We start from the raw sequence: 17,965 nt of genomic DNA, 5'->3' as shown, positions 1-17,965 counted from the left end.
AGCGATTACGTTCTTCCGGCTAACCACTACACGTGGGTTGCGACCACCGCTGTGTTTGACATACAGCCTGCAAACAGAAACTGACAGGCTGCGCTGTTCGAGCGCACGACACAAGAGGATATATGACCATGGCAACACCCCGACGACCGTCCAATCCGAAAGACGCAGCAGAGGCGCTATTCAAACCGGCGAAGAAGGTCGCAGCGCCGGCCGTTGAACGGCCTGCAATCCCTAACACCAAAGAGCTTGTATCATTGAAGATCGACAGCGATGTGCTCGCGCATTTTCAAGCCGACGGTCCGGGCTGGCAGGAGCGCATCAACGATACCTTGCGAGCCGCAATGAATGCGTCCAAATAAGCTCTTGAAGAGTCCCGACCCCATGCCCCGTCAATAGCTGCCGCTTCTCGGCCTCGCGGCTCGTTGGGCAAGCGTGGCGCAATCATACGCCATTCACAGTCAGCCCGGACCTCTGTCGAATCGAGAAGGCCTTCTCCGCGTTGAAGGCGCTCGTACCAGAGGTGGCCCAGTGAACGATCCCGCGACTGTGGGATAGCATCGAAAGGCCGGTTGATCTGGTCGAGCCACAAAAGCCTGGTCATATCGCAGGGCCTTTTCGACCACTCCGCGATTGCGGAGGAGTTACTTTGGCCAGTACTTGTTCACATACATCTGTGTCTCACGAAGCATGAAACGGGCACTGTCTTCGGCTCGGTCCTCCCAAGCGAAAACGCAATTTGAAAGGACACCGTCGAATTTCATGTCGGCAAGAGTTGAGAAGAATACTTCCCAGTTGATCTCACCTTGGCCGAAGTCGGTGTGTTGATGGACGCGCACCTTCGCTCCAGGCGGATTTACAATGTAGCGCAGTTGCGAAGACTTGTTATGATCATAGGTGTCTGCGAGGCGCACATGTGCAAGAAGCCCCTCGGTCACTCGCAGGTTAGCAACCATGTCGGGACCGTAGAAGAAGGTATGGGGCGCGATGAACGATGCCTTTACAGCCTTTGAATTGATCGTCTTGATGATATCGATGGCAGGGGCGATTTCCTCAATCCAGTCCTCTGGATGCGCTTCGAGCGAGAGGATCAGCCCTTCGCGCTCCAGAATTGGCACGAGGATATCCATCGCACGGAAAAACTGCCCCTCACACGTCTCCGGACGATGCAAGCCGCTGCGGTCATTCAGGCTTCTATCCGGGGATCCCCCTCGCCCGAACTCCGAGACCAACATCGGGCATTCCATCTCTGCCGCAATTTCGATAGCACGCTTCCAGTTCTCTATCGCCGTTTCCCACTCGTCTTGGTATGGGCTGGCCCAGCGGTACATGGGCTGCAGCGTTGCCAGGCCCACCCCATGGTCCTTGAGGGCCTTCTTGAAGCTCTTTACCCTCTCGGGATAAACCTTCGGACGCGTCCACCAGGAGAGAAAGTCCGGACGGGGTGAGAGCTCAACATAGTCGTATCCCAGCTCGGCGGTCTTTCGGCAAATTTCCTCCAGAGATAAATGACGGATCATGTGCGGATCGAGTGCGTGTTTCATCAAAACCTCCTGATAATATAAATTCGCCCCTTCACGGGAGCGTCGATGCGGACAAGCATCGCTTGCTGGACCACGTCGCGTGGGTGGCAATCATTTATGGTGCTGCTCTCTCCATCGCGCTACCGATAATCGACCCAGACCCCGCCGAGATCGGCAGAACGAACGCAGTTCTCAACCCAGCGAACGCCTTCAACCCCTGCCGCAATCCCCGGAAACCGAAGGCTCGCAAGGCGTTCGCCATCGTTTTCGTTGCGCGCCTCCATAGCGATAGCAAAGCGGTCGTAGAGGTTAGCCCAGGCCTCGAAGAGACCCTCCGGATGGCCTGCACCGATACGATCGTCGGCAAGTGCCTTTGCGTGCAGGTAGCCCATGCCACGCTCAAGAATGCGTACCGGCTCGCCCTGAACCTCAAATCGTAGCTGGTTTGGCTGCTCGTCCCACCATTCGATCGAAGCCTTTGATCCGACGACGCGCACCTTTTGTCCATGCATGGAACCCGCATTGATGGCGCTCGACCAGACGGTGCCAAACGCGCCATTGTCATATTCCATCAGGGTCATGGCGTTGTCTTCGAGCGGTGCACGCGTCTTGACGAAGCTCTGCCGGGTACACAGAAGCCGTTTGATACGGAGGTCGGGCAGGATGACCTCGGAAATATAAAGCGGATGTGTACCGATATCACCGAGCACATAACTTGGGCCTGCGAATTTAGGATCGACGCGCCAGCGGGTCGCCGGGTTTTGAAGCTCGACAGCCTCGTTGTGAAACCCGTGGGCGAATTGCAGGTTGACCAGACGAATTTCTCCGAGCTCGCCGGCAGCAACGAGCTCGCGGGCATGCTCGATGACTTGGTGGCCGCTATAGCCGTAGGTCACGCCAACAATACGGCCACGCTCTGCGGCGATACGCTGAAGATCCTCGGCCTCGGCCACCGTGAAGCACAGCGGCTTTTCACACACAACGTGCAGCCCGCTTTCCAGTGCAGCCTTGGTGATCTCGTAGTGGGTATTGTTGGGCGTTGCGATCGATACTGCCTCGATCCCATCCGGACGCTTTGCCTCCTCTGCGAAAAGCGCACGCCAGTCGGCGTAGCATCGCGAAGGCTCGAGCCCCAGTTCAACACCGAAGGCGCGGCCGCGCTCGGCGTCGAGGTCGAAGGCGCCAGCGACCAGATCGAAGTAGCGATCACGCAGGGCGGCGCTGCGGTGAATATAACCGATCTGACTGCCGCGACCACCACCCACCATAGCCCAGCGAAGAGGTCGTTTTGTCTGACGCGTTCCGTAAATCATGAGGTTTCTGTCCCGGATTGTTAGAAGCCAGCCGACTTGAGATAGTCACGGCTGAGTTTTACGTCGGCGAGGCTACCGCCCGCGTTGCGCGGATCACGCTCCTGCTCAACGGTGATAAAGCCTTCATAACCAAGCTCATCAAGAAGGGCGCGAATGGCGGGATAATCGATACAGCCCTTGCCAATGGGACACATGACCCCCTGCGCGCAGGCTTCAAAGAAGCGAATGTGCTCACCCATCACGCGTCCGAAGACGGCCCTGTCGATGTCCTTGAAGTGGATGTAGTCGAGACGGTCGGCGTATTTGCGCAGGGTTTGGACAGGGTCCATGCCGGCATACCAGGTATGGCCAGTGTCGAGGCAGAAACCGGCGACCTCCTGGGGTATGTCAATGGCGAGACGGGCAATCTCGTCCTCGAATTCGATGTAACCGCCGGCATGCGGATGAATGGTGGCGCGAACGCCATATTTCTCGCGGGCAAGAGCGGATATCGCCCTGATATTATCCATCATGCCGTTCCATGCCGCGTCATCGAGCCGGGGTGCCCTGTCGGAATGACCCGCCGCATAATCGCGTTCGTCGTGTCCCCAATCCATCACCGTCAGATAAGGTGCGGGAAATCGCTGGCCCAACGCCTTCGGCGGCCTCGGGAGACGGGTGATCAGAGCGCAAATCTCGTCCGTCTGGCGCAGCAGGCTATCGCGGTTTTCCTCAGCGACAAGATCATTGAAGATCGTTCCGGCGACGATATAGAGCCCTCGACTTGTCAGAGCCTGAGAGACCATGTCGATGTTCAGCGGAACATAACCATAGGGGCCAAGCTCCACTCCCCCATATCCGGCCGCCTTGACTTCATCGAATACCAATTCCCACGGCGGTAGGTTTGGATTGCGCACGTCATCGACGCCCCAGCAGCACGGTGCTGTGGTGACTGTTATAACCATAATATTCTGGTCCTTCCCTGGTGTCGCTCACTTGGTGGGCGACCCTCCCTGACGCAGAGATTTAGCTGGAGATCTCCGATTTACAAAGTTGGAATTTGATGGGATTCAATCAGAAAACCGGGCGGAGGGGTAAATGACTGCACGCAAGATAAGCATTTCGGATGTTGCAAAGGCAGCCGGGGTCTCGACCGCGACGGTGGATCGGGTTCTCAACAACCGTGGCGGCGTGCGTACCGACAAAGAAGACCGCGTTTTGGCCACTGCACGGGCGCTCGGTATTGACCGGGCCCTAGATCGTACTCCTTCACGCGCGCTACGTGTCGCGGTCCTTATCCAACCGCCAGTCAACCCGTTTCACGCGTCTTTGCGCGAGGGTATCGATCTTGCATCGCGAATGTACGCAACACTGAACGTGCAATTCTTCGTCCATCACATCGATCCACGAAAGCCGGCGGCGATCGCCGCAGCCGTCCGCGATTGTCGCTCCTATGATGGCCTCGTCATCACCAGCCCTGACGATATCAGGGTTCGAGAAGCCGTAGCATTCCTGTCGCGCAATGTCCCGGTGGTTACTCTGGCGACCGACCTCACAGATTGCGGGCGTGCCGCCTATGTGGGGCCGAACGACAGGCAGGCCGGTCGGGTGGCTGGCGACCTGATGGGCCTTTTCCTCGGACGGCAAGGCGGCCGCGTCGTCGTGGTTGCCGGCTCACGCGATATCACTGGCCATCGCGAACGGGAAGCCGGGTTTCGCGACATCATGACCGAGCGTTATCCTGAATGCAGTCTGGCCGTGGTTCTGGAGACCGGAGAAAATCAGGAGGAAGCAGGCCGTGTCGTAGAGATTGCATTTCGGGATGACCCGGGATTACGAGGCATATATCATCTGTCCGCGGGTGCTTTGCCGATTGTCAGTGCTCTGCAACGCCTTGGCCGAATCGACAATACGGTGGTCATCACCCACGAACTCACGCCCAATCGACGGATGCTGCTAAAATCCAGAAAGATCAACGCGGTTATCGACCAGAGACCCCTTTTGGAAGCACGCCTGGCAGTTGAGACCATCGCAAAGCTCCTCGGTAGAATGCCTGGAGAAGCGGTCTCTATCTCAACGGACATCCAGATCTTTCTCGCGGAGAATGCCTAGCGAGGTGTATCAGATTTTCCTTGACAAAGCTGGGTATAAGCAGAGCCGCACCGCCTTTGCCGACGACCTCTTGATGGGATCAGAAGAGGCGATCCGTTGTTGCAATTCAGGTTTGATTGAGCTTGAGCCATCAAACCATTCGCCGTCACATGGAACGACATATTCTCGGTGGAAAGGCGTGGGCAATTTGGGCGGGCGGCCGTCGTTGAGAATTTAGGACTTATCTTCTGCCATTCACTTCAAGCATCGCGGGGAGATAGCAGAATAGGAACTTTAGCTCGATCTAACTTGACAATTACCCTCTTGTTTTGCTGCCGCTTTGATGATTTAGACGCCAAGAAAGTGTTGGCAGCCGCAAGGCCACAAGAGGGTATAGAACATGATGAAACTTTTGATCTCCGGGACGATCGTTGGTCTGCTTGGGCTTGCGCCATTGACAGCACAAGCAGCCGCTACAAAGTACCCTCTGACCGTGGAAAATTGCGGTGTGAGCGTGACCTTTACCAAGGCACCTGAGCGTGCTGTTGCCCTTGGCCAGAATAGCGCAGAAATCTTGCTGTTGCTTGGCCTTCAAGACAAAATGGCCGGGACCGCGTTTTGGCCGAACAAGGTTCTTCCACAGGTCGCCGAGGCCAATGCCAAGGTGAAAGTTCTGACGGTCGAGTTCCCGACATTCGAGTCGATCCTCGCACAAAACCCTGATTTCATTGCCGCCGCACTGCCAAGCCTGTTGGGGCCGTCGAGCAAGGTTGCAAAGCGAGACGATTTCGAGAAAGTGGGAGTTCCCACTTATATTTCACCGAGCACCTGCGTAGCTGATGGCACGAAGCATGACAAATTCGGTTACGGCGATCGCTCGCAACTCTGGAACATGGATACTCTGTTTAAAGAGATCGAAGATCTCTCGCAAATCTTCGACGTCGCGGATAAGGGACAGGAAGTTATTGCTGATCTGAAAAATCGCGAAGCAACGCTGCGGGCAGATGCGCCAAAAGACAGAAAGAAGCTGTCCTACGTATTCTGGTTCTCCAGCCCATCACCTTCTGCTGATGCTTATGTCGGTGGCAAGAACAGCGCTTCCGGCTTTATCGCCGACCTTCTCGGCGGAACGAACGCCGTTACAAATGAGGCTGAATCTCCCGCTATCGGCTGGGAAAGCATCATTGCCTCAAACCCGGACGTCATTGTTGTTACGCAGGTCGATCGTAATCGCTGGGAACTCGACAAAGCCCAAGAAAAGATAAAATTCCTCAATAGCGACCCCGCGACTAGCCAGATGACGGCGGTCAAGAACAAGGCTCTGGTCATCATGCCCGCCCAGGCTATGAACCCCAGCGTTCAAACCGTCTATGGTGCGGAACAAGTGGCACAGCAGTTGAAGGCACTTGGTCTCAAGTGAGCAAAGCCGTCTATTCAGGTAAAGTAAGCAATGCGGTAGTTGGGCAAGCGATTTATTTTCTTGTTTGCCTCGCCGCCATCGCTCTTGTCGTTGGTATCAGCGTTGGGGTCGGTGACATGCCGATCCCATTGGCCACGACATATTTGACAATAAGCAACAAGCTCGGCTGGACCTCAGTAGAGATCAATCGCATACATGAGGCCGTCATCTGGGAGTATCGCTTGAGCCGTTCGCTCGTTGCTGTATTCTGCGGCGCAGGCTTGGCACTTTGCGGCGCGATCATGCAATCAATGCTTCGCAATCCGTTGGCAGAGCCCTATGTTCTGGGCATTTCCGCCGGTGCCTCGACTGGCGCTGTGGCGGTTGTCATCCTGGGGATAGGAGCTGGCGCAATCTCTCTTTCCGCAGGCGCCTTCATCGGGGCCTTCGGAGCGTTCTTTCTGGTTGCGCTGCTCTCCAACGGCGCACGTGGGGGTGCTGACAGAACGATCCTTGCGGGCGTTGCAGCCTCGCAATTATTTAATGCCGCGACTTCTTATGTCGTGGCCACGTCGGGCAATGCGCAACAGGCCAGAGACGTCATGTTCTGGCTACTGGGTAGCTTCGGTAGCGTGCGTTGGCCCGAATTCCAACTAGTCTCGATTGTCGTCAGTATTGGATTGGTTGTGTGCCTGTTTTATTCTCGGGTTTTGGATACTTTTGCGTTCGGCGATGAAGCGGCAGCCTCGATGGGCGTCAATGTCGGCCGTATGCGGATCATTCTTTTTGCGCTGACAGCAATCATGACGGCGACCATCGTAAGCATGGTCGGGACGATTGGATTTGTGGGACTGGTTATTCCTCATGCTGCCCGCTTCGTGGTGGGTCCTCTGCATGCTAGGTTACTGCCAGCTTGTGCAGTCTCGGGTGCTATCTTCATGGTTCTTGCTGATATTGCGTCACGCAGTCTGATCCCTCAGCAGGTGCTGCCGATTGGCGTTGTGACCGCACTCGTCGGGGTCCCGTTTTTCTCTGTCATTTTATACAGGCTTCAGCGCGCACCATGAGTTTTATCGCCGACAATGTGGTCTGGAAGATTGGCTCCAAGACGATCCTAGATGGCATTTCCTTCGCTGCCGAACCCGGCAAGATGTTGGGTCTTCTGGGACCCAACGGCTCTGGAAAAACGTCACTTCTTCGCTTGCTGAGTGGTCTCAAGCAACCTCACTCGGGTACCATAACCCTCGACAATACCAACATCTCGAAAATCCGCCGCCGGACAATTGCCCGGAGGGTGGCATTTATCGAGCAACATGCAACGACAAATGCCAATCTGAAGGTTATTGACGTCGTCAAACTCGGCCGCTTCCCCCATCGCTCGATGTTCTCGGGCTGGACCACTGAAGACGACGCCACGGTCACGGCCGCGCTTGAACGGACGCAGATGACGGCAAAGCGCAATGATCCCTGGCAGATCCTCTCGGGCGGGGAAAAGCAGCGGGCCCAGCTCGCGCGGGCGCTTGCGCAATCTCCAAGGGAACTCATTCTGGACGAGCCAACAAACCATCTCGATGTGCACCATCAGATCAGCCTTCTGCGTCTTGTCTCCGAGCTGCCAGTCACAAGTATCATTGCGCTTCATGACCTCAATCATGCAGCTATGTTCTGCGACCGGTTGCTTGTACTTCAGTCCGGCAAGATCGTGGCATCCGGTACACCTGAAGACGTTCTAACGAGCGAGTTGTTGCGAGACGTATTTTCTGTTGAAGCCGTCGTCGAACCGTCACCTTATCACTTGCGACCGCATATTCACTTCGCTCGATAATTTGGTGCCGCTCCAGCAGTTCTTAGCCTGCGCAGCTTGATTTTCGCGGCTCCAACTACTCTGGAAGCAAGACCTATTATTCATCTGCTCAATAAAATGGCTCTCTTCGCCTTGAAGGGAGTTGAACCTGAGGCCCAATTTCGTAGCCGTTGAATTTTCACGGATGCTCGCGTGTCTGGAGCCAGAGCGAATGATCGAGCGCTATCGCCACAATGCCGAGATTGGTACAGCGGATAGGCGTTCTCCAAATGGAACCACCTTGTGCTGATCGTAAAGGACCATGCCTGATACAAAGCGCTCGCCGCAAGCGTCGGCCAAAATTCGCAATCCAGAAAAATCGGAATTCGTGACGGATGCTGCCGCTTTTATCTCGATACCGACAATCTGTCCTCGTCTGTCTTCGATGACGATATCGACTCCATTCTGTTGCTTGTCACGAAAATGAGAAAACTCAAATCTGTGCCGCGCTGGCGAGTTTAAGGATCTCCCCAAAAAAGAAAGTCTCTAGCAACGCCCCGAACTGCGCTCTGTCGTTCCGCATCCTCTCGAGAAAGAGGTCACGAAGAGATCCGAGAAGACCAGAATCGAGAAAATGTATTTTCGGGGTCTTCGTCAGGCGCTTCAGTTTGTTGGAAAACCAGGGTTGAACGGTTCGGGCGAGGAACAGGCTCTCGAAAATGCCGACGTATTTCTGGGTTGTGATGTGGTTCATCCCGATGGGCCGCGCCAATTCCGGAGTAGTTCACGAGCTGTCCCGAATGCTCTGCCAATATGTGCAGCGAGCGCGGCATTTTCGCAATCTGCTCGATTTGCGCTACATCGCGAACGTCGCGTTGAACGATCGCTTGGATGTAATCTGCATACCAGTCCTGTCTGCGGCTCAACGTTTTGCGGCCAATACCTCGGGATATCCACCGGCAAGGACGGCAGCCATCAAATCGTCGCCGACGATGGGTTCTCCACCCTTAGCTTGATTTTGAAAGGCGTCGCGCAAGAAGCTGCTTCCGGCGGTTCTGATTTCGCTCTGCGCAAGCGGAAGCAGTCGAATGACCTCCATTCCGCCTGCGAGCGAGTCTGCCACCCTTGGCAGCGTCATGAGGTTAGCTGAACCAGTCAGAAGGAAACGGCCCGGACGCTGGTCGGTATTTACACTTTCCTTGATTGCCAACAACAGCTCGGGGGCGCGTTGAACTTCATCGATGACCGTTTGAAACTATGGTGATGACTAATTGAAAGTCAGTATGTGACCATTTGAAATCAACGTGGCTACTGATTGGAACGAGAGGTCAAAAGTAGGTGGCATGACGCAAGCAAGAGCTTCCGCAGGCGCCGCCTCTCGCTGATTGATCATCAGAACTGATTCAGCTGAAACGCCGGGGGACCTGATCAAAAGGGAAGCGAAAGCAAATTCGTGTATCCTCTGATCACAACACAGCATTCTACAAATGAGAGGGAATGCAAACGCGCTGATTAGGACACGAACGCGACCCTCCGCTTTTATTATACCAAATCAATGGTTTATAGGTATTCTATTAGTTGTATCGCTCGTGGAGTCCGCGCCGCTTCTGTTCCGTCACTAGCTGCTGACCGCGATGGCTTAGCGCGCACATTGGAATATTTGATCTGACAATCGCTTCGACCGCGATCAACCTGTCCGGTTCGCTTCTTATCGGCGAAGGTGACGATGGGAGCGAAGGACGGCGAGCGTGGCGGCTGCGTAAGCAGGAGGCCAGAACAGCGCCAATGCTTAAGGCGCAATATCCGATTGTACGCAGAGAGTGTCCAGGACTTCTCACGCAAACTCTTTTCAGCGGCGCTTCAACGACGCCACCAGCACGTAGAAAACAGGGACGAACATCACGGCGAGGACAGTTGCGGAAATCATACCGCCGAAAAGACCAGTTCCGATGGCATTTTGTGTTTCGGAACTTGCGCCTTTCGCGATGACGAGCGGCACGATGCCGAGCGTGAACGCGAGCGAGGTCATGACGATGGGCCGGAGTCGAAGCCGGGATGCCTCGATGACGGCGTCGATCAGCGATTGTCCATCTTGCTGTCTCTTTCGCGCAAACTCCACGATTAGCACCGCATTTTTTGCAGACAGTCCGATGAGCGTGATGAGACCGACTTTGAAGAACACGTCGTTTTCCAACCCTCGCAGATGGACGGCGATGACTGCACCGAGAATGCCGAGAGGCACGACCATCATGACGGACAGCGGGACCGTCCAGCTTTCGTAAAGCGCGGCGAGGACCAGGAAAACGATGAGGAACGAAAAGGCCATCAATATCGGCGCCTGCGCGCCCGACTGACGCTCCTGCAGCGACTGACCGGTCCATTCGACGGCGAAACCCTTGGGCAGCTTTGCCGCGAGCCGTTCCATTTCCTCCATCGCCTTACCGCTGGAGACGCCCGATGCGGCGGAGCCGGAGATGCTGGTGGAAGGGTAGCCATTATAGCGGGTGAACTGCAGCGGCATTGTCGACCATTCCGGTGTGACGATTTCCGAAAGGCGGACCATTTTGCCGGCATCGTTGCGGACATGAAGATTGAGCACGTCATCCACCTGCATGCGGCTTGAAGCCTTTGCCTGGACTATCACCTGCTGAAGGCGTCCATCACTCGGAAAATCGTTCACATAGGTCGAGCCGACGGCACCACCTAGCGTATCGGCAATGGTCGAGTAGGATACGCCGAGTACGCTCGCTTTCTGCCGATCGATGTTCAACGTGACGCTCGGGCCACGCGGAAGCCCATCAACGCGAACATCGCGCACAAGCTTGCTCTCACCCGCAAGCTGGGTGAGTTGGACAGCAGCTTTGGCAAGCGCTTCTGCACCGTGGTTGGAACGGTCCTGCAACCGCAATGCAAAGCCCGATGTCGTCCCAAGTTCATCGATTGCCGGTGGCTTGAGGCTGAAAATCTGTCCCTCCTCGGCCTTGGCCATCGCGACGGTCGCGGCGTTCACTTCTTCATCCACGCTTGTCTCTCGCGCACCCCATTCCTTCAGTGTGGTGAAAGACATGGCAGTGTTCGGTCCCGAGCCAGAAAAGCCGAAACCCGTGATGGTCAAATTATTGGCGATGTCCGGCCGGGTCTTCACGTGGTCTTCGAACAGATCGACGACAGCGCGGGTCCGCTCCGCCGTGGAATCCGCCGGTAATGTGTAGGATGTCATGAACGAGCCCTGGTCTTCATCCGGTACAAAGGCCGTCGACACCTTGGCGTAACCGTAGCCGACCGCAGCGATGATCGCGAGGTAGACCACCATGGTCCGCCCCGTCTTGCGCAGGAGGATTGCAACCCAGCCGGCGTAGCGCTCGGTCAGGCGTTCAAAGGCACGGTTAAACCAGCCGAAAAAGCCCTTTTTCTGATCATGATCGTGGCTGACCGGTTTCAGAAGGGTCGCACAGAGCGCGGGCGTCAGACTGAGCGCCAGGAAAGCTGAGAATAGAATTGAAACGGCCATCGAGACGGTGAACTGCCGATAGATCGCGCCAACCGAACCGGAGGCCATGCCCATTGGCAGGAAAACTGCCGTCAGAACAAGCGTGATGCCGATGACGGCACCGGATATTTCCGTCATCGCCTTACGGGTCGCTTCAAGAGGCGAAAGTCCTTCTGTAGCCATCAGACGCTCGACGTTTTCCACGACGACGATGGCGTCGTCGACAATGATGCCGATTGCGAGAACCATGCCGAACATCGTCAGCGCGTTGATTGAATAACCGATCGCCAGCATGACCGCGAATGTGCCGAGAAGGGCGATAGGCGCGACGATGGCCGGAATGAGCGTGTAACGCAGATTTTGCAGGAACAGCAGCATGATCAGGAACACCAGGACCATGGCTTCCGCGAGCGTCTGAACCACCTTCTGGATGGAAACCTTAACGAATGGTGCCGTATCATAGGAAATGGCGTATTCCATCCCCTGCGGCATGGTAGTGGCAAGCTCCGCCAGACGCTCGCGTACGCCATTGGACGTGCTTACCGCGTTGGCGCCCGGCGTCATCTGAATGGCTGCCGCCGTTGCAGGTTTGCCACCGTCCAGGATGGAGAAGCTTGAGCTCTGGGAGCCCACTTCGATTGTCGAGACGTCGCCCAATGTCAGCCTGGAACCATCGGGATTGGAACGCAGGATGATCTGCGCAAATTGTTCCGGGGTCTGCAACTGGCCGCTCACATTCAGCGGTACGGTGACCTTCTGGCCCGGTACAGTTGGAGATTCACCCAGACGCCCGGGGGCAACCGGGACGTTCTGCTGCTGGATCGCCTGGGTCGCCTCAGCCATGGAGATGGAATGGGCCACGAGGCGGACGGGGTCGAGCCAGATGCGCATCGCCGCTTCCGAGCCGAATGACTGCACCCTGCCGACACCGCTAACGCGCTTTAGCTCGGGCGCAATATTGCGCACGAGATAATCGTCAAGGGCGAGCGCGTCGAGCGACCCGTCTTTCGATTTCAACGAAACGATCATCAAAAAACCCGACGATGCCGATTCCACGGTCAAGCCCGCGCGGCGAACCTGTTCCGGCAGGCGCGGCTCCACGGCCTTCAGCCTGTTCTGCACATCCACCTGGGCAAGCTCGGGATTGGTGCCCGGCTTGAAGGTGACCGTGATGTTTGCGGAACCGGAAGAGTCGGCCGACGAGTCGAAATAGAGGATATTCTTGGCGCTCGAAAGTTCGCGCTCGATCAGGCTGGTAACGCTGTCATTGATCGTCTTCGGCGTCGCACCGGTATAGGTGGCGTAGATCGAGACGCTGGGCGGCGCGATGACCGGAAAGCGCGAAACGGGAAGCTGGGGAATGGAGATGACCCCTGCAATTACGATCAGGATTGCGATGACCCAGGCGAAAACCGGCCTGTTAATGAAAAACTGCGGCATGATCTGTCCGCTCCTTAGCTTTTTGTCTGTGGCGCGGCGGCGGAAAAGGGCAATGTCTCCAGCGGCTGCCCGTTTTCGACGCGATCCTGCCCCAGGACGACAACCGTCTCTCCAGCGGCAAGTCCTGATGTGACGATGTACTGACCGTCCGTTATCGGCCCCAACTCCACGGTTCGTCGGACACCGGTCTTGTCTTGTCCAATGACGATGATCTGGGGGCGACCGGCCGGATCTCGGGTAATGGCTTCCTGCGGCACGCGGATTGCCTCGCTATAGATGGCGCGTGGTACCATGGCGCGGATATACATGCCCGGAAGCAATTGCTCCTCCGGGTTGCTGACGAGGATGCGAATACCGAGGCTTCCCGTGGCGCTATCGACGGAAGTATCCGAAAACAGGATCTTTCCGTCATGGGCAAAGGGTTTACCGGCAATCGTCGTGATCTTGACCGGCAATTCGTCCGGATTCTGCGATCCTGCCTCCGCCGCCGTGTCGCGCAGCGCTTCGAGGCTCATTGCCGATTGGCGAACGTCCACATAGACCTGATCGATCTGCTGAATGACGGCGAGCGGTGTCGTCGCAGAAGCCGAGGCAAGCCCCCCTTCGCTCATGAAGGACTGGCCAATGAGGCCGCCAATGGGGCTCCGCAACGTGGCGTAGGAGAGCTCCAGCTTTCGCCGCGCCAGAATGGCCCTGGCTTCCGCCACATTTGCCTTTGCCTGCGCCAGAGCGGCCGTTGCATTGTTGAAGGACTCTGTGCTGGTGATCTCGCGTGACGACAGGGATTTCGCGCGCTCATATTTGACCTGCGCATTGAGGAGCTCTGCCTCAGTGCGAGCAAGCACGGCGGTTGCCGCGTCCACATCGGCGGCGAATGGTGCAGGGTCGATCTCGAAAAGTGGCGTGTCGGCTTTGACGAACGCCCCTTCGGTAAAGAGCTTCTTCTGGATGATGCCGCCCACCTGCGCCCGGATTTCCGCTGTTCGATAAGCTGATACCCTGCCCGGCAGCTCGTCATAAACGGTCACAGTCTCCGGCTTTACAGTCAGGACGCTGACGCGTGAAGGCGCCGCCACTTCGGGAGCGCTGCCTTCGCCCTGGCCGCTGTCGCTGCACGAACACAGAAGAATGATCGGCAGGCACAATGCGCCGAGTTTCCAGAAGCGTGATCCGCGTTGCATGTGTGTCCACCATTGAATTCTTGAAAAATCTCTTTGATGGCGGCCATGTAAGGTCTGAGCGTGGTGGCTTTGTGCAGGATTTGTTGAGGCTTCGTGGAGGCGGCGGTCTCAAACTCGACGGCGCCATCGTTCGGTGGCATGGAGGTGTCAAGGAGTGTGACGACGATGGCTGAACTAGTATTGATCGCTGAAGACGACATGGAAATTGCCGGCATACTCGAGGCCTAATTTGTCCGCGAGGGTTTCCGCACGGCGCATGCCCGCGACGGCAAGGTAGCCCTTGAACTCCACCGCTCGCTGAAACCCGATACCGTTCCTGGCTGACGTCACCATGCCGCCGCAGGATGGGTGGGTGGGAGGTTCTGGCGGAAATACAAAGACGCGGCTATACCCCCGTCATCATGGTCACCGCGCTCGACGAGGATGTCGACCGCCGTCAGGGGCTGCGCATCGGCGCCGACGATCACATCGTCAAACCGTTCCACCCCATCGAGGTCGTGACACGGGCGAAGGCGGTCCTCAGGAGTGCCGGGCTCGCTCAGGCGGGAGCCGTCGTCCGCGTCGGCAATCCGACCATCGATCTCGACGGCTACCAGGCAAAGATCGACAATGACGGCGAGACTATCCGCTTGTCGCTCACCTTGACCAAGTTCCGCCTGCTGACACATCTGGCGCGAGCGCCCCCACGGCGGCAAGATGCGATATGCGCCATCCGCCAAAGGCGGCGCGATGTTCGAGATATCGCTCGGTCAGCCGGTCTCCTGACCATTCTTACGCCGCGTGACCGAAGGACGTCGTCTCCACGCTTTCTCCACAATGCCTCCATGAAACGACAAGGGGCCCCCAATACGGTCCAGGATGCGGAAGTGGCAGCGGGTCCAGCCCGTTGTCAGCCTTGCGCGATCAAGTATTCTGATGGTGAAAACAATGACGGTGTCTGTCGACCCGAATAACGTCACGCCACCCTCCCCGCTGCGCGCGCGTCGGTGGTTCACTCTCATTGCGGTCATGCTGGCATTTACGCCCGTTGTGATCGACATGACGATCCTTCATATCGCCGTGCCATCGCTGACACTGGCGCTGCGGGCCTCGACCACGCAGGTGCTCTGGATCATCGACATCTATTCGCTCCTGATGGCCGGGTTGCTGGTACCCATGGGAACCCTTGCCGACAGGATCGGCCACAGGAAAATGCTGCTGACCGGCTTGTTCGTTTTCGGCGTTGCCTCCCTCGTGGCTGCGTTTTCGGTGACGCCTTGGATGTTGATCGCTGGGCGTGTCCTACTTGCCTTCGGTGCGTCGATGATCCTGCCTTGCGTTCTCGGCATTATCAGGCGCACTTTCGAAGACCCGGGTGAGCGCGCGATGGCGCTCGGTCTCTGGGGCACGGTCGGAGCCGCCGGTGCCGCAGTCGGTCCACTGGTCGGCGGCGCGCTTCTCGAGCATTTGTGGTGGGGATCCGTCTTCCTGATCAATATTCCCGTCGTGCTCGTCATCATGCCGATCATCGCTTTCATCCTGCCTAAAAAGGAAATGGTTTCTCCTGGCAAGTGGCAGATAAGCCAGGCTCTTTTGCTGATCGTCGGTCTTATAGGACTGGTCTATGCCGTCAAAACCGGTTTCGGTGGCAAGGAGCCCTTCGTAATCGTCGTACTCGCTCTTCTCATCGGCGCGACGGCTCTGACGATTTTCGTTCGCTCCCAGCTTTCCGTCTCGCAGCCAATGCTTGACGTAACTCTCTTTTCCCGCCCTGCGATCGTGACGGGTGTGGCGATGGCGATCGTCACGTCGGGGGCGTTGGCAGGTGTCGAACTAACCATTGCCCAGGAGATGCAGTTTGTTCTCGACAAGTCCCCGCTGCAGGCGGGCCTCTTCATGCTGCCCATCATGATTGCTGCCGCCGTCGGCGGTCCTTTCGCCGGTTTCCTGTCGAACCGGCTCGGGCTTCGCACGGTCGCTAGCGCATCCCTGTTGGTTGCCTCTCTGTGCCTTCTCGGGCTGGCGCGAATGGATTTCCATGACCCCGGCTTCATCGTGCCAGCATGCCTAATGCTGCTCGGACTATCGCTCAGCATCGGCCTCACTGCTTCATCGATCGCCATCATGGGAGCCGTGGAGGCTGAGAAGGCAGGGGCTGCCGGTTCGCTCGAGGCAACCGGTTACGAGCTGGGCGCCGGCCTCGGCATCACCTTCTTCGGCGTGGCGCTGTCGGCAATCTACATGGGTGCACTGGTTCTCCCGGCAGGGGTTCCGACAGAGCTCGCAGATGCCGCACGCCATTCGATCGGAGATACCTACGTTCTGGCAGGCAAGCTGCCCGGAAGCGTCGCTGCGGCACTGGTAACCGCCGGCAAGAGTGCCTTTTCGCAAGCGCATGCGGTTCTGTTGACAGCAGCGGGCACGACGATCGGCCTGCTTTCGGCAGCCGTATTCCTTGCCCTCAAAAACGTCAAGGCGGGCCATTGAGCCCGTCTTTCTCATTCGGCAGCGCCAATCTGGCGAGATGACCATTCCCATCTAGGAGACCATTGTGATGTCAGCCATAAACACAGACAATCTCAAGGCCGTTAAATATCCCCTTCCGATCCGCTGTCTTCACTGGATAAGAGCCGCTCTTATCATCGGGCTAATTGCATCGGGCTGGTATATGACGCGCCTGCCGGAAAGCGATATGACAACCGCTTCGATCTTCTATCCCAACCACAAGCAGTTCGGCATTCTCGTCTGGCTGCTTGCGCTTGTCCACCTTGCACTTCGCTCGCGTTACGCAACGAGCCTGCCCTCAGCGCCCTCGGCGCTTGCGCGGTGGGAGAGAACCCTCTCACATGCAGTCCACAAGCTTCTCATTCTCCTCACGCTCCTCGTTCCGCTGCTCGGCTATTCGCTCTCTAGCAGTTTTTCGCAGAGTGACGGTGTGCCATTTTTCTTCATTCCGCATCTGCCGGAACTGCTTCCCAAGAACGACAATGCTTTTTCCGTCTTCCAAACGTTGCACAGGTACGGCGCCTACGCCATTCTGGTGCTGATCGGACTTCACGTGCTGGGAGCGCTGAAACACCGGCTGATGGACAAGGGCGGTCCGACCGATGTTCTTCCCCGCATGGTTTGATTCGGGTCAGGAGCCGATCACAAGACGAGACATTGGCCAAACGGCGTCGGCAATCACCGGTAAATTGGATTATTGGCTCATCTCACCGACAAATTTGCTGATTAGGGTCAGCGTCCTGCACAGGCCATGTTTTTCTCGAATCTGAACATGCCACCGTCATTTGGATCAGTTTCGTCCGTATCGTGCGGGTCAGGATGCCGCGAATTGTAATATTCGACGATCTTGAACCCGCACTTATTGACGTAGAAGTGAATGTTGCGCTTTTCGAAATAGGGCGTGTGCGTCGTCCATATGCGTGTTTCAGGATACCGTCGCTCTATTTCTTTCCACGCTTTCTGGCCGACGCCACGACCATGCTCATCTGGTTCCACATAAAAGAAGGCGAGCTCATTTTCATGCGTCTTGTCGTCTATCGTGACGATGGCACCTCCCACCCACTTGCCGTCGGCGAGAACGCGAATAACGACAGAGCCGGGAGCCTGAAATGCGCCTTCAATGTCCTCGTCAGCCGGGATCTTCTCGCCCATCGACCCCATTTCCTCGGCGACGGAAAGCATGAAAGCGCGCTGCAAGGCCTTCTTGAAATCGGGCAAATCCGCCCCTTGCGCTATATCCAGCGTCAAATCGACCGAATTTCCATGTTTGCTCATTGAACTCTCT

16 protein-coding genes are annotated in these 17,965 nt (G+C 56.9%); 8 read left to right on the top strand and 8 right to left on the bottom strand.

Annotation, left to right across the window (positions count from 1 at the left end):
- Positions 1–128 precede the first annotated feature (128 nt).
- Positions 129–359, top strand: a complete 231-nt coding sequence (locus tag QE432_RS25085) for a BrnA antitoxin family protein (protein ID WP_060643007.1) — start codon at positions 129–131, stop codon at positions 357–359.
- Positions 360–641: 282 nt separating this feature from the next.
- On the opposite strand, the gene QE432_RS25080 is transcribed toward QE432_RS25085, so the two are convergent.
- The 3 genes from QE432_RS25080 to QE432_RS25070 all read right to left on the bottom strand — a co-directional run bounded on the left by QE432_RS25080 (position 642) and on the right by QE432_RS25070 (position 3,777).
- The gene (locus QE432_RS25080; protein ID WP_097170238.1) at positions 642–1,541 is read right to left on the bottom strand and encodes a sugar phosphate isomerase/epimerase family protein; all 900 of its coding nucleotides are present in this window, start codon (positions 1,539–1,541) and stop codon (positions 642–644) included.
- Between the two features lie 119 nt (positions 1,542–1,660).
- A complete protein-coding gene (locus QE432_RS25075; protein ID WP_111795198.1) occupies positions 1,661–2,833 on the bottom strand; it encodes a Gfo/Idh/MocA family protein in 1,173 nt (390 codons plus the stop codon).
- A gap of 20 nt (positions 2,834–2,853) precedes the next feature.
- Complete coding sequence (locus QE432_RS25070; protein WP_113049298.1) at positions 2,854–3,777, bottom strand: sugar phosphate isomerase/epimerase family protein; 924 nt, start codon at positions 3,775–3,777, stop codon at positions 2,854–2,856.
- A 133-nt stretch (positions 3,778–3,910) separates the two neighbouring features.
- On the opposite strand from QE432_RS25070, the gene QE432_RS25065 reads away from it, so the two are divergent.
- From QE432_RS25065 to QE432_RS25050, 4 genes are all read left to right on the top strand, one after another.
- Complete coding sequence (locus tag QE432_RS25065; protein ID WP_111790768.1) at positions 3,911–4,924, top strand: LacI family DNA-binding transcriptional regulator; 1,014 nt, start codon at positions 3,911–3,913, stop codon at positions 4,922–4,924.
- Positions 4,925–5,303: 379 nt separating this feature from the next.
- Positions 5,304–6,323, top strand: coding sequence for an ABC transporter substrate-binding protein (locus QE432_RS25060; RefSeq protein ID WP_111799826.1), 1,020 nt, complete (start codon positions 5,304–5,306; stop codon positions 6,321–6,323).
- 50 nt (positions 6,324–6,373) lie between these two features.
- Entirely contained in the window at positions 6,374–7,369 is a 996-nt protein-coding gene (locus QE432_RS25055; RefSeq protein ID WP_306627492.1) for a FecCD family ABC transporter permease, read from the top strand.
- Positions 7,366–8,127 (top strand): ABC transporter ATP-binding protein, encoded by a 762-nt coding sequence (locus QE432_RS25050; RefSeq protein WP_111790766.1) that lies wholly within the window; start codon positions 7,366–7,368, stop codon positions 8,125–8,127. Before QE432_RS25055 ends, QE432_RS25050 begins: the two co-directional genes overlap by 4 nt.
- A 451-nt stretch (positions 8,128–8,578) precedes the next feature.
- On the opposite strand, the gene QE432_RS25045 is transcribed toward QE432_RS25050, so the two are convergent.
- From QE432_RS25045 to QE432_RS25030, 4 genes are all read right to left on the bottom strand, one after another.
- Positions 8,579–8,839 carry a DUF4143 domain-containing protein gene (locus tag QE432_RS25045; RefSeq protein WP_306627326.1) on the bottom strand — a complete coding sequence of 87 codons (261 nt, stop codon included), beginning with the start codon at positions 8,837–8,839 and terminating at the stop codon, positions 8,579–8,581.
- 168 nt (positions 8,840–9,007) lie between these two features.
- Positions 9,008–9,295, bottom strand: coding sequence for an AAA family ATPase (locus tag QE432_RS25040; protein ID WP_306627324.1), 288 nt, complete (start codon positions 9,293–9,295; stop codon positions 9,008–9,010).
- 639 nt (positions 9,296–9,934) lie between these two features.
- Entirely contained in the window at positions 9,935–13,015 is a 3,081-nt protein-coding gene (locus QE432_RS25035; protein WP_111790889.1) for a multidrug efflux RND transporter permease subunit, read from the bottom strand.
- Positions 13,016–13,029: 14 nt separating this feature from the next.
- Positions 13,030–14,196: an efflux RND transporter periplasmic adaptor subunit gene (locus QE432_RS25030; RefSeq protein ID WP_111790888.1), complete on the bottom strand. Its 1,167-nt coding sequence runs from the start codon at positions 14,194–14,196 to the stop codon at positions 13,030–13,032.
- A 344-nt stretch (positions 14,197–14,540) separates the two neighbouring features.
- Between QE432_RS25030 and QE432_RS25025 the strand changes: the two genes are divergently transcribed.
- The 3 genes from QE432_RS25025 (at position 14,541) to QE432_RS25015 (ending at position 17,305) form a co-directional block, all read left to right on the top strand.
- On the top strand, positions 14,541–15,149 hold the full coding sequence (locus QE432_RS25025) for a response regulator transcription factor (RefSeq protein WP_245260804.1): 609 nt from the start codon (positions 14,541–14,543) through the stop codon (positions 15,147–15,149).
- A complete protein-coding gene (locus QE432_RS25020; RefSeq protein ID WP_111790887.1) occupies positions 15,124–16,662 on the top strand; it encodes an MFS transporter in 1,539 nt (512 codons plus the stop codon). The genes QE432_RS25025 and QE432_RS25020 overlap by 26 nt, the downstream gene beginning before the upstream one ends.
- 67 nt (positions 16,663–16,729) lie before the next feature.
- Positions 16,730–17,305 carry a cytochrome b gene (locus QE432_RS25015; protein WP_019565820.1) on the top strand — a complete coding sequence of 192 codons (576 nt, stop codon included), beginning with the start codon at positions 16,730–16,732 and terminating at the stop codon, positions 17,303–17,305.
- Positions 17,306–17,412: 107 nt separating this feature from the next.
- Here the strand turns inward: QE432_RS25015 and QE432_RS25010 are convergent, their stop codons facing one another.
- Complete coding sequence (locus tag QE432_RS25010) at positions 17,413–17,955, bottom strand: GNAT family N-acetyltransferase (protein WP_013637492.1); 543 nt, start codon at positions 17,953–17,955, stop codon at positions 17,413–17,415.
- Positions 17,956–17,965: the final 10 nt, after the last annotated feature.

Source organism: Agrobacterium sp. SORGH_AS_0745 (genome assembly GCF_030818995.1).
GTDB classification, from domain to species: domain Bacteria; phylum Pseudomonadota; class Alphaproteobacteria; order Rhizobiales; family Rhizobiaceae; genus Agrobacterium; species Agrobacterium tumefaciens.
This window is presented reverse-complemented; position numbering and strand designations above follow the sequence as displayed.